Origin of the sequence: Paraphotobacterium marinum (assembly GCF_002216855.1) — a bacterium.
In the GTDB taxonomy this organism is placed as follows: domain Bacteria; phylum Pseudomonadota; class Gammaproteobacteria; order Enterobacterales; family Vibrionaceae; genus Paraphotobacterium; species Paraphotobacterium marinum.
Window position 1 is genome coordinate 615,117 of record NZ_CP022355.1, and the last position, 12,428, is coordinate 627,544.

The window sequence follows — 12,428 nt, forward strand, 5'->3', positions numbered from 1 at the left end:
TTTATTTACCTATACAAAAAGATGAAAAAATTTCAGTCAGTAAATCATCAGATGAAAATTTACCAGTGATTTGATCTAAGTAGCTTTGACTAATTTTAAGCTCTTCAGCCAGAAGCTCACCAGCATTTAATTCCTCTAAAGCTAATTTACCATTAATTAAATGTTCAAAAGCATTATTAATACTATCTAGATGTCTTTGTCTAGCTATTATATTGCTTTCATTATCTCCAGTGTATCCCATTGAATTTTTGAGATATTTTTTTAAATTATTTATACCATCACCAGTCTTAGCTGAAACGCTTATAGTATCAATTTCATGTGGTATGTTAAGTTTTTGGACGTTATTTTCTTTTAAATCACTTTTATTTAAAATTAAAGTAAGTTTTTCTTTATTTTTAAAGTAGGATAGTGAATCTTGGACATCTGTTACCTTAGAACTATCTAATATTAGTAATACTTTATCTGCACTCTCTATTTCTTTCCACGCTTTTTGAATACCTAATTGTTCAACTTTATCTTCAGTATCTCTTAATCCTGCTGTATCAATAATATGAAGGGGCATGCCATCAATGTGGATATGTTCTTTTACTATATCTCTTGTAGTTCCTTCAATATCTGTAACAATAGCACTATCTTTTCCAGAAAGTTTGTTTAGTATACTCGATTTGCCTGCATTAGGTTTCCCTGCTATTACGACTTTCATGCCATCTTTTAATAATATGCCTTGTTTTGTTTCACTTTTTAAATTTTCAAAAGACTTAACTATTTTATTTAATGTATCTTTAACTTTCCCATCATTGAGAAAATCGATTTCTTCTTCAGGAAAATCTATCGCAGCTTCTACATAAACTCTCAAATATATAATTTGTTTCACTAGTTCATTTATTTTTTTTGAAAATTCACCTTGTAACGAGTTCATTGCTGATTTAGCAGCCTCTATAGAGCTTGCATTAATTAAGTCTGCTATAGCTTCAGCTTGAGTTAGGTCTATTTTATCATTTAAAAAGGCTCTCTCGGTAAATTCTCCAGGTTTAGCCATTCTAATATCGGGAATTTTTAAAATGTTTTGTATAATTAAATCTAATAAAACTTGCCCACCATGTCCTTGAAGTTCAAGTATATCTTCTCCAGTAAAGGAGTTTGGTGATTTAAAAAAAATAGCTATCCCTTGATCTATGACATTGTTATTTAAATCATAAAAGGGAGTGAAAGTAGCAACCCTTGATTTTAAAGGTTGTTTAATAATTTGATTTGCGACTTTCTGGCAATGTTGTCCAGAAATACGAATAATCCCGACACCTCCTTTACCAGGAGGCGTTGCTTGGGCGATGATTGTATCATTATGAACACTCATAAAAAAAAATCTCTACTATATCTAAAATATATAATAGAGATTTTATATCAAACTTGAAACAAAATAAATTATGGCTCAAGGATTTTTACAAGCATTATTTATTTCTTGTTTTTTGCTTTCCTTGTGTGTAAGCCTTTTTTCTCAAGTGATCTAAATATTATAAATTGTTGAGTTAAAGTAGCCAGGTTTGATGTAACCCAATATAGAACCAGTCCTGATGGCATCATAAAGAAAAAAGCAGTAAAAACAATAGGCATAAAGGTCATTATTTTTTGTTGCATTGGATCTGTAACAGTAGTGGGACTCATTTTTTGTATAAGAAACATAGTACCTCCCATAAGTAATGGAAGAATATACAATGGATCATGATTTGATAAATCAGTAATCCATCCAAAAAAAGGTGCTCCTCTTAATTGATAAGATTCCATTAAAACCCAATAAAAGGCAATAAATATAGGCATTTGTATTAATAATGGTAAACAACCACCGAGAGGATTAACCTTTTCTCTTTTATATAAAGCCATCATTTCTTGGCTCATTTTTTGTCTATCATCACCAACTCTTGCTTTCATCTCTTCGATCTTTGGTTGGAGCATTTTCATTTTTGCCATAGAAGTATACTGTGCTCTTGTAAGAGGATACATCGCGCCTCGAACCAAAAGAGTAAATATTATGATTACTAATCCCCAATTACTTACTAAACTATGAATTTTTAAAAATAACCAATGTAAAGGCTTAGCAATAAAAAACAACCAACCGTAATCAATAGTTAGATTAAGATGAGGAGCAACCTTTTCCATTGCATTTTGAATTTTTGGACCAATCCATAGTGTAGATTTTATAGTAGCGCTTTGGTCATTGGGAATTGATACTGAAGGGTACATAAATCCGATGTAGGCATAACCATTATTGCTTGTAGTGTAAATTTTACCACTTTGATCTTTATTAAGATGTGGAACCCATGCTGTGACAAAATAGTGTTGTAACATTGCAATCCAACCGGTATTTGTCGTTATATTTAAATTAGTATCTTTGATATCAGAAAAACTATATTTTTTATAATTGTGTTCTTGATCAGAGTAAGCGGTTCCTTGATAAACAGGCATTGCATATGATTTCAAACCACCAGATGGTTGATTTTCACTTTTTTTAATTTGGGTATACATTGCTAAATTAGCAGTAGTTCCAGAATTATTTTTTATATCATAGTTTACATCTACTGCATAACTATCTTTTTTAATGATGAAAGTTTTTATGTATGTTATTCCATCCTTAGTATATGTAATTGGTACAGATAGAGAATCGCCTTTAAGAGTATAATTAGATGATTGAGATGAAAATAAAGGTCTATTTTTATTAGTATTAGAATCTATTCCATTTTTTCCAATTAAACCACTTTGCGCAATATAGGCATTATTTGTGTTCTGTAGAAGTTGAAATGTTCTATCTTTACCAGTGGGTTGTAAATTTATTAGTTTTGCATAAACAATATCACCACCATAAAGATTAATTTTAAAAATTACTTTGTCTGTTGTAATAGTGACTAATTTCTCAGCTTGATTGGTAATATTATTTGTTGAGTTTTCATCAATATTCGGAATATGTCCAGATTTAGATGATTCAACTTGAGATATATTGTTTTTTTGTTGATTTGTATAAGTATTTTGTTCGTTCCATTTTTGATAAATAAAAAATGTTACGACCAAAAGAGCTATAACTAGTATATTACGCTGAATAGGCATTTTAAAATTCTCTTTTATTTTTTGGTTTAGCTGGTGGTACTGGATCGTTTCCACCAGAGTTTAATGGATGACATTTTACAAGACGTTTCATTATAAGCCAACAACCTTTTACAATACCATGTAATTTCAAAGCTTCAATAGCATATTGAGAACAAGATGGATAAAAAATACACCTAGGTCCTAATAAAGGGCTAATAATTTTCTGATATATTTTTATAGGTACTATTAAAATAAATACTAATGTTGATTTAATTTTTTCCATAATTTATCAAAGCTTTCAAATAACTCTCTATTTTTTTTATTTTTTGCAGGGAACTTAGCTATTACAACATAATCTTTGTGATTTAATTGATGTTGATTCAGGCGAAAAGACTCTCTAGCTACTCTTTTAAAGCGATTTCTATCAACAGCTCTTTTCATTTGTTTTTTTGCTACAGTAATACCTAGCCTTGGGTAGTTTAAATTATTTTTTCTGGAGAGAATGATAAAATTGGGAGAAGAGACTCTGTAATTCTTCTTGAAAACGTTTTTAAAGGATTCGGGAGTAAGTAATCTTAACTCCCTTTTAAAGGTTAAGTCTTTCAAAATAATTATTTGGAAAGACGTTTACGACCTTTAGCTCTTCGAGCAGCAATCACTCTCTGTCCATTTTTAGTAGACATACGAGCTCTAAACCCATGTGAACGCTTTCTTTTTAAAACGGAAGGTTGAAATGTACGTTTCATTTTGTATTACCTTTTAAACTATAGTTTTTATACAATTAATAATCATATATTAATTAGAGGGAGAATTTTAATCATTGTAGAACATTTAGTCAACAACTTATTATAACTAAAATTATAAATTTTTGAGAAATTTTTTGAGTTTAAGGCTTTTAGGGTTATCAAAAATTTCATTTGGCGATCCTTGTTCTACAATTTTTTTATCCATCATAAAAAAGATCCTATCAGAAATACTTTTTGCAAAGTTCATTTCATGAGTAACAATGATCATTGTTTGATCTGATAATGATATCGTCTTTATTAGATTAAGCACTTCTTTAACCCATTGTGGATCTAATGATGATGTTGGCTCATCGAGTAGCATTAAATTTCTATTTAATGCTAAAGCTCTAGTAATAGCTACACGCTGTTGTTGCCCACCTGATAAAGAAGAAGGGTATGAATACATTTTATCAAGTAAACCAATTGACTCCAAAAGATCACTTGCGATTTTATTGGCTTCAACTTTATCGATTCCATTTACCTTCGTTAATCCTAAAGTTATGTTATTAATGATATTCAAATTTCTAAATAACCCATAATTTTGAAAAACAAAGCTTGTTTTGAGTCTAATTTTATTTATTTCATTTAATTTATAATGAGAAGCATTAAATTTAATTTTATCAATTTCTAAGGTTCCTTTATCTGGTATTTCAAGTAGATTTAAACATCTCAATAATGTTGATTTACCAGTACCTGATGGCCCAATAATAGAAATTACTTCTCCCTTTTCTATAGTGAAATTTAAATCATTAAAAATGATTTGATTATTATATTTTTTTTCAAGATTACTTATTTTTATCAAAGCTAAAAACCTCTACTTAATTTTATTTCAACTAAAGATTGAATTTTTGTTAGGATAATAACTAATAACCAGTAAATAATAGCAACGGCTAAGTACGACTCTAGAAACTTAAAGTTTGAACTAGCCTGCATTTGTGCTTTTGCCATAATATCAACTACACCGAATGTAAAAGCTAGTGAAGTTGATTTGAGTATATCAATAATTTGATTTATGAGTGCTGGTGTTGCTAATCTTGAGGCTTGTGGAAATAAAATATAGATAAAAGTCTTTAATCTATTTAACCCAATAGATTGAGCAGCTTCTTTTTGAATGGTATCAACTCCATTAAGAGAAGCTCTGAATATCTCTGCCATATATGCTGAATAATGAAAACTTAAACCAATAATTGCTGCTGAAAATGCCGATAATCCAACTAGTGATGGAAAGATCTGAGGTAAACCATAATAAAGTAAAAATAGCTGAACGAGTAGAGGTGTACCACGAAAAAAACTTATATAAATGAGAAGTATTTTATCTATTACTTTAACTTTTTTTATCCTTAATATTGCGATTAATAATCCTATAAGTAAAGATAATAATGAGCTAATTATTGTCATCATTAACGTTGTTGGCAAATATTTAATAAGTATCAATAAAGTTTGCAAAGTAAAATTAACATCATAATTCATGACTATTTCTCTTAATTAGGGGACTTAGTTATATCAGCACCAAACCATTTAATGGAAATTTTGGTTAATGAACCATCTTCGCGCATTTTTTGAATTGTGCTATCAACTAATTTTTTTAATTTTATGCCTTTTTCATTTTTAACAAAAGGATAGGCGCTTTGAATACTGTTAAATGGCTTTTCAAGTAATCTAATCGGAAGATTAAACTTTTTAATGTTATATAAAATAGAGGCTCTATCCATAACAAAAGATGCCGAATGACCTATAATTACGTTTTGTTCTATACCAGTATCCATAGTTACAATTTTAAAGTTATATTGATGCTTTGCATTATACGCTTTAAGCATTTGTTCGTAGTCTGTCCCCAAATTAACAACAATGCTTTTTCCTTTTAAATCACTTATTTTTTGATATTTTGAGTCTTTTTTAACAGCAAATTGAGCACCACCGTAGGTATAAGGTTGTGAAAATAAATATTTATTTTTTCTTTCAGTCGTTGGTGTTATCTGATTTGCAATAGTATCAATCCTACCAGTTTCTAATAAGCCGAATAGCCCAGAAAAATTTGATGTTGTAAATTTTACTTTATTATTAGTTCGTTGAGCTATTTGATTCCAAACATCAATTTCAAAACCGCTTAGTTTATCATTTTTAAGAAAACCAAAAGGAGGGTAGTTCCCAGATAAGCCAACATTAAATGTTTGTGCCATAGAAAAAAATGGTAAAAATATTGAAATGATCAAAAACAAATATTTTAGAATAAGCTTCATAAAAATAACCTTAGTTTAGTATTAATAATTTTTATTCGATTATATTGATTATAGTTACAATTAATAAAATAAATTATTTTAATAAGTCATAACAAAAAGTGTTAAAAAACTAAACAAAATATGTGAATAACTCATTTTTTTTGTGAATAAGTTTTGTAAAATCTTTTTAAGATAGATATAATGCTTGTATATAAGACCTGTGTACAAAATAACGGATCATTTTTTTGATCCAATTAATCCGATCTAATTTTGTTTTTATCTCAAAGTTAGAATTTCTATTACCTTTTAATAATTTGAGGTTTTACGTGTCATCTTCTTTATGGTTGCAGTGCCTTGATAGTCTTAAAAATGAAATTCCTGCAACAGAATTTAGTATGTGGGTCCGACCACTCCAAGCGGATCATGATAATAATACTTTAACTTTATATGCACCTAATCGTTTTGTCTTGGATTGGGTACAGGAAAAATATTTAAATGATATTAATCGTCTTGTCAATGAATACTCAGAAACAAAGCTTGTGTTGAGATTTGAAGTGGGATCACTTGAAACCAAGCCATTGATAAAAAAAGATGAAAAGAAAAAAATCGTAGATACACCTACAAAAATTATGCCTAATCAACATAATAATGCAGATACTCATTTAAATGAAAGTTTTCGATCAAACCTGAATAGAAAATTAAATTTTAATAACTTTGTAGAAGGTAAATCTAATCAATTAGGATTGGCAGCAGCAAGACAAGTTGCTATGAACCCCGGTAATTCCTACAACCCTTTATTTATTTATGGTGGGACAGGACTTGGTAAAACGCATCTTTTACACGCCGTAGGTAATGCTATTTCAGAATCAAAGCAGAATGCAAAAGTTGTCTATATGCATTCTGAGAAATTTGTAATGGATATGGTTAAAGCACTCCAAAATAATTTAATTGACGACTTTAAAATGTTTTATAGAGGAGTTGATGCTCTTCTAATTGATGATATTCAATTTTTTGCCAACAAAGGAGGAACTCAAGAGGAGTTTTTTCATACTTTTAATGCATTATTAGAAGGTAATCAACAAATTATTTTAACTTCAGATCGCTATCCAAAAGAAATAAGTGGTGTTGAAGAGAGGCTGAAGTCTCGATTTGGTTGGGGGTTAACTCTAGCTATTGAACCCCCAGAGTTAGAAACTAGAGTTGCAATATTAATGAAAAAAGCTGAAGATCATAATATTAAGTTAGCTCATGAAGTTGCTTTTTTTATTGCAAAAAGATTACGCTCAAATGTCCGAGAGCTTGAAGGTGCTTTAAATAGAGTTATCGCAAATGCCAATTTTACAGGACGGACTATTAATATTGACTTTGTTAGAGAGGCTTTGAGAGATCTTCTGGCACTTCAAGATAAGCTTGTAACAATAGATAATATTCAAAAAACTGTTGCAGAATATTATAAAATTAAAGTATCTGACTTGTTATCTAAACGTCGTTCCCGTTCTGTGGCAAGGCCAAGACAGATTGCTATGGCTTTATCAAAAGAACTTACAAACCATAGTTTACCCGAGATAGGAGATGCTTTTGGTGGAAGAGACCATACAACTGTTTTACATGCATGTAGGAAAGTTCATGAGTTAAAAGATGAAAGTAATGATATCAAGGAAGATTTTTCAAACTTAATAAGAACATTATCATCATAATATTATGAAATTAAAAATAAAAAAAAGCTCACTTATTAAACCTTTTCAAACTGTAAGTAGTATTGTTTCATCAAGAGCTACTTCAGAAATATTAAGTCATATTTTAGTTACTCTAAGAGATAAAAATATATATTTAACTAGTAGCGATCTTGAAGTTGAAATTTTTTATACCATTGAAAATGTTCTTGACGGACAATTTAATAATTCATTCACTGTTCCTTCAAAAAAATTTTTAGATATATTCAAAACTTTTTCTGATAATAGTTATATTGAATTGGTCATTTTAGAAAACAAATTAAAAGTTCAAGCAGGAAGTAGTAGTTTTGTATTCTCTTCACTTGATAGTGAACAGTTTCCTGCAAATGAAAATTTTAATGCTGAAATTTCATTTTTTGTTGAGTCAAATAATTTAAGAAAAATCTTAAATGATGTTCAGTTTTCTATGGCAAATCAGGATATCAGATATTTTTTAAATGGTGTTTTATTAGATATAAATGATGCTTTATTAACAGCAGTAGCAACAGATGGGCATAGATTAGCGCTTTCTTCAATTGAAATTATATCCGATATTAAACACACTAAAGTTATTATTCCCAGAAAAGGGGTTAATGAACTAATAAAAATTTTGAATGAATCTAATTTAAAAATAAAAGTAGAAATAAATAAAAATAATTTGGCCATTACCACAAATAATTTCCGCTTCATCACCAAACTTATTGATGGCTCTTTTCCAAATTATGAGAATGTAATTCCAAATGAATCACACAATAAAATTATTATAAATCGTGAAACATTTAAATCAGCTCTAATAAGAGCTTCTATCTTAACAAATGATAGATTTAAAGCTGTTGTGATGAAAGTAAGTGAAAATCTTATTACAATATCCGCTTCAAATGCTGAAAATGAACAAGCTGAGGAAAGATTGCAAATTAATTATAATAGTAGTGATATTGAGATTGGTGTGAATGTTAATTACTTATTAGATGTAATTAATGCTCTTAAAACGGATAAGTTAGAAATTTCCTTACAAGATAGCACTTCAGGTATTTTAATTAAGGACATACCACAATCTAATACTTTATACTTAATTTCCCCATGTAGATATTAACTATGTCTTTAAGCTCTATCCAGATAAAAAACTTTAGAAATTTGAACGTTTCACATTTGGACTTTTCTCCACATTTAAATTTATTTTATGGAGAAAATGGTGCAGGGAAGAGTGCTATAATTGAGGCGCTATACTTTATAGGTCATGCTAAATCATTTAGAGTTTCTGAACAGAATCGGATGGTTCATATTGATAAAAATTTTTTTCTGATTAAAGGGAGCATAGGGTTTCAATTTATGAAACCTTTTACATTATTTAAAGATAAATCAAGTGCACTAGAAATTATTATTAATGATAAGAAAAATTTTAAAAAATCAGAGTTGGTAAGTTTACTCCCATTGCAATTAATGACTACAGAAAGTTTCCAGTTAGTTTTCGGTGGCTCTGCAAAGAAAAGAAGTTTTATTGACTGGGGGTTGTTTTATCAAGATAAAGATTTTTATAGTCTGTGGTTGGATATAAAAAAGATAATTAAAAACCGAAATTTTTTATTAAGAAAGAATACTCCCTATGAACAGATTAAAATTTGGGATCAGCAATTAATAACAATTACAAATAAATTGAGTCTTTTAAGAGGCGAATATTTTAATGAGTTATCTGATTATTTTAAGAAATATATAACTTTATTTTTACCGGGGTGTGATTTAAAGCTTAAGTTTTTTAGAGGTTGGAATGATAGTTTATGTTATAGTGAAGTTTTAGAGAAAAATATCGAGAAAGATTATAATCTAGGCTTTACTAATCAAGGAGCTCATAAGGCAAGTTTTTCAGTTCTGTACCAAAATGTACCAATCGAAAAAATTTTATCAAGAGGGCAAATTAAATTGGTGGTTTGCGCTTTAATAGTTGCTCAAGGCGATATGTTGAAGAAAAAAGCAAATAAAAGTAGCATGTTCTTGATTGATGACTTTTCTTCCGAGCTTGATACTGAAAAGAAGTCCTTGCTGTTCAAATTATTATCTAAAATGGAATCTCAAGTTTTTGTAACAGCTATAAATAAATCAGATTTTTTTGAAGATTTTTCTGAAAATTTAAAAATGTTTCATGTGGAACATGGTATAATCAAAGAAATTTAACTTTCAATAATTTAAATAAACAAAGAGAGATGATTAATGTCAAATAGTTATGACTCATCAAGTATAAAAGTTCTTAAAGGATTAGATGCCGTAAGAAAAAGACCTGGGATGTATATAGGTGATACAGATGATGGTTCAGGTCTTCATCATATGGTTACTGAAGTAGTAGACAATTCAATTGATGAAGCACTTGCTGGACATTGCTCCAAAATTGTTGTCAAAATTCATGAGGATAACTCTGTTTCTGTGAGTGATGATGGAAGAGGTATACCTACAGAAATACATCCCGAAGAAGGTGTTTCTGCCGCAGAAGTTATTATGACCGTTCTTCATGCGGGTGGAAAATTTGATGATAACTCATATAAGGTATCTGGTGGTCTTCATGGAGTTGGCATTTCTGTTGTTAATGCTCTTTCAGATAAGTTGTCATTAAATATTAAAAGAAATTTGAAAGTACATGAACAAACTTATAATTTAGGGGTTCCTGAGGAGCCGTTAAAAGAGATAGGTAATACTGAAGAAACAGGAACAAAAATTAGATTTTGGCCTAGTCCAAATATCTTTTCAAGCATTGTTTTTTCTTATGATGTTCTGGCTAAAAGGTTACGTGAATTAGCATTTTTAAATTCTGGGGTTTCTATAGAGTTAATTGACGAAAGAGATAGTAAATCAGAAACCTTTATGTATGAAGGTGGAATTCAAGCCTTTGTTAGTCATCTAAACAGAAATAAAACAACAATTCACCCTAAATCTTTTTATTTTAAATCGGAAAAAGAAGGTGTCACTGTTGAAGTAGCAATGCAATGGAATGATTCATTTCAAGAGAATATTTTTTGTTTTACTAACAACATACCTCAAAGAGATGGTGGAACACATCTAGCTGGGTTTAGAGGTGCTTTAACACGAACAATAAACAACTATATGGAAAGAGAGGGGCTTAATAAAAAATTCAAAGCTTCAACTTCCGGAGATGATGCTCGTGAAGGTTTGACAGGAATTGTATCAGTTAAAGTCCCTGATCCAAAATTTTCAAGTCAGACTAAAGATAAACTAGTTTCTTCTGAAGTCAAATCTATAGTTGAGTCTTCTATGAGTGAAAAACTTCAAGAGTTCCTTATGGAAAATCCAAACGATGCAAAAATAGTTTGTAATAAAATTATAGATGCATCGAGAGCTAGAGAGGCGGCAAGAAAAGCAAGAGAAATGACTCGTCGTAAAGGAGCATTAGATTTAGCTGGATTGCCTGGAAAACTAGCAGACTGTCAAGAAAAGGATCCAGCCCTAAGCGAATTATATATAGTCGAGGGTGATTCTGCTGGAGGTTCTGCAAAACAGGGTCGAAATAGAAAAAATCAAGCAATTCTTCCTCTCAAAGGTAAAATCTTGAATGTTGAAAAGGCTAGATTTGATAAAATGTTATCATCAGCTGAAGTTGCCACCCTCATTACAGCAATGGGATGTGGAATTGGCCGAGAAGATTACAATATTGAAAAGCTTAGATATCATAATATAATAATTATGACCGATGCCGATGTTGATGGTGCACATATTCGCACATTATTATTAACTTTTTTTTATAGACAATTACCAGAACTGATTGAAAATGGTTATGTGTATATTGCTCAACCGCCTTTATATAAAGTTAAGAAAGGCAAACAAGAACGTTATATTAAAGATGAAGAAGATTTGGAATTGTTTTTTATTTCAAGTGCATTAGATAACGCAACTTTTTTTCAAACAAAAGATGCTCCTGGAATCCTGGGTGTTAAATTAGAAAAACTTTTATTAGAATACAATGCCGTATTAAAATTGATTGATAGATTAAAACATAAATATCCAATTGAGTTTTTGAATCTGCTCCTTGAATATCTGACTATTGATGTAAATTCTTTAAAAGATGAACAGAAGGTTGTGTTTTGGATCCAACAAGTCATCGATAAATTAAAAGAAAAACAAAGTGGTGAGAGCATTTACAACTTCGAGATAAATTATGACGAAGTTAATGAGGTTTTTTTACCAACTTTAAAAATAAGAACTCACGGGGTTGATTACTTTTATCCACTTTCATTTGATTTCTTTAATTCCCAAGAATACAAAAGGTTATTTACACTATCTACCGAATTAAATGATTTAATTTCAGATGAGTCTTTTATATGTAAGGGTGATAAAAAGATGAAAGTGAGTACTTTTAAAGAAGTAAAAGAGTGGTTAGTTAAGGAAGCCAAGAGGGGTCTAAATATTCAAAGATATAAAGGGTTAGGAGAAATGAATCCTGATCAATTATGGGAAACCACCATGGATCCTGATTCAAGAAGAATGATGCAAGTTACATTAAAGGATGCTGTTGCTGCTGATGAGTTATTCAGTACGCTCATGGGTGATAATGTAGAACCTCGCAGAAATTTTATTGAAGAAAATGCTTTAAAAGTCGGTAATTTAGATGTTTAACTAAATTAAAAATTTATTGT

General features: G+C 29.8%; 12 protein-coding genes. 4 read left to right on the top strand and 8 right to left on the bottom strand.

The window, feature by feature from the left end:
• Position 1 precedes the first annotated feature (1 nt).
• The 8 genes from mnmE to CF386_RS03365 form a co-directional block, all read right to left on the bottom strand.
• A complete protein-coding gene (gene mnmE, locus CF386_RS03330; protein ID WP_089073044.1) occupies positions 2–1,354 on the bottom strand; it encodes a tRNA uridine-5-carboxymethylaminomethyl(34) synthesis GTPase MnmE in 1,353 nt (450 codons plus the stop codon).
• A gap of 98 nt (positions 1,355–1,452) precedes the next feature.
• Positions 1,453–3,096: a membrane protein insertase YidC gene (yidC, locus tag CF386_RS03335; protein WP_089073045.1), complete on the bottom strand. Its 1,644-nt coding sequence runs from the start codon at positions 3,094–3,096 to the stop codon at positions 1,453–1,455.
• 1 nt (position 3,097) lies between these two features.
• On the bottom strand, positions 3,098–3,358 hold the full coding sequence (yidD, locus tag CF386_RS03340; protein ID WP_089073046.1) for a membrane protein insertion efficiency factor YidD: 261 nt from the start codon (positions 3,356–3,358) through the stop codon (positions 3,098–3,100).
• Entirely contained in the window at positions 3,334–3,681 is a 348-nt protein-coding gene (gene rnpA, locus CF386_RS03345; RefSeq protein WP_089073047.1) for a ribonuclease P protein component, read from the bottom strand. Before rnpA ends, yidD begins: the two co-directional genes overlap by 25 nt.
• A 5-nt stretch (positions 3,682–3,686) precedes the next feature.
• On the bottom strand, positions 3,687–3,821 hold the full coding sequence (gene rpmH / locus CF386_RS03350) for a 50S ribosomal protein L34 (RefSeq protein ID WP_089073048.1): 135 nt from the start codon (positions 3,819–3,821) through the stop codon (positions 3,687–3,689).
• 112 nt (positions 3,822–3,933) lie between these two features.
• Entirely contained in the window at positions 3,934–4,662 is a 729-nt protein-coding gene (locus CF386_RS03355; protein ID WP_089073049.1) for an amino acid ABC transporter ATP-binding protein, read from the bottom strand.
• Between the two features lie 2 nt (positions 4,663–4,664).
• Positions 4,665–5,330, bottom strand: coding sequence for an amino acid ABC transporter permease (locus tag CF386_RS03360; RefSeq protein ID WP_089073050.1), 666 nt, complete (start codon positions 5,328–5,330; stop codon positions 4,665–4,667).
• An 11-nt stretch (positions 5,331–5,341) separates the two neighbouring features.
• Positions 5,342–6,100, bottom strand: coding sequence for a transporter substrate-binding domain-containing protein (locus tag CF386_RS03365; protein WP_089073051.1), 759 nt, complete (start codon positions 6,098–6,100; stop codon positions 5,342–5,344).
• Positions 6,101–6,405: 305 nt separating this feature from the next.
• Here CF386_RS03365 and dnaA point away from each other — a divergent pair, with 305 nt between their 5' ends.
• Genes dnaA through gyrB form a run of 4 tightly spaced genes read left to right on the top strand, consistent with a single transcriptional unit; the run spans position 6,406 to position 12,408 of the window.
• Positions 6,406–7,776: a chromosomal replication initiator protein DnaA gene (dnaA, locus tag CF386_RS03370; protein ID WP_089073052.1), complete on the top strand. Its 1,371-nt coding sequence runs from the start codon at positions 6,406–6,408 to the stop codon at positions 7,774–7,776.
• Between the two features lie 4 nt (positions 7,777–7,780).
• Positions 7,781–8,884 (top strand): DNA polymerase III subunit beta, encoded by a 1,104-nt coding sequence (dnaN, locus tag CF386_RS03375; protein ID WP_089073053.1) that lies wholly within the window; start codon positions 7,781–7,783, stop codon positions 8,882–8,884.
• A gap of 2 nt (positions 8,885–8,886) precedes the next feature.
• Entirely contained in the window at positions 8,887–9,960 is a 1,074-nt protein-coding gene (gene recF, locus CF386_RS03380; RefSeq protein WP_089073054.1) for a DNA replication/repair protein RecF, read from the top strand.
• A 36-nt stretch (positions 9,961–9,996) separates the two neighbouring features.
• The gene (gene gyrB / locus CF386_RS03385; RefSeq protein WP_089073055.1) at positions 9,997–12,408 is read left to right on the top strand and encodes a DNA topoisomerase (ATP-hydrolyzing) subunit B; all 2,412 of its coding nucleotides are present in this window, start codon (positions 9,997–9,999) and stop codon (positions 12,406–12,408) included.
• Positions 12,409–12,428: the final 20 nt, after the last annotated feature.

What these genes read in the sequence shown, in the direction of transcription:
- recF (WP_089073054.1), top strand. Translation starts at nt 8,887, where the DNA reads ATGTCTTTAAGCTCTATCCAGATAAAAAACTTTAGAAATTTGAACGTT.
- mnmE (WP_089073044.1), bottom strand. Translation starts at nt 1,354, where the DNA reads ATGAGTGTTCATAATGATACAATCATCGCCCAAGCAACGCCTCCTGGT.
- gyrB (WP_089073055.1), top strand. Translation starts at nt 9,997, where the DNA reads ATGTCAAATAGTTATGACTCATCAAGTATAAAAGTTCTTAAAGGATTA.
- CF386_RS03360 (WP_089073050.1), bottom strand. Translation starts at nt 5,330, where the DNA reads ATGAATTATGATGTTAATTTTACTTTGCAAACTTTATTGATACTTATT.
- rpmH (WP_089073048.1), bottom strand. Translation starts at nt 3,821, where the DNA reads ATGAAACGTACATTTCAACCTTCCGTTTTAAAAAGAAAGCGTTCACAT.
- yidC (WP_089073045.1), bottom strand. Translation starts at nt 3,096, where the DNA reads ATGCCTATTCAGCGTAATATACTAGTTATAGCTCTTTTGGTCGTAACA.
- dnaN (WP_089073053.1), top strand. Translation starts at nt 7,781, where the DNA reads ATGAAATTAAAAATAAAAAAAAGCTCACTTATTAAACCTTTTCAAACT.
- CF386_RS03365 (WP_089073051.1), bottom strand. Translation starts at nt 6,100, where the DNA reads ATGAAGCTTATTCTAAAATATTTGTTTTTGATCATTTCAATATTTTTA.
- yidD (WP_089073046.1), bottom strand. Translation starts at nt 3,358, where the DNA reads ATGGAAAAAATTAAATCAACATTAGTATTTATTTTAATAGTACCTATA.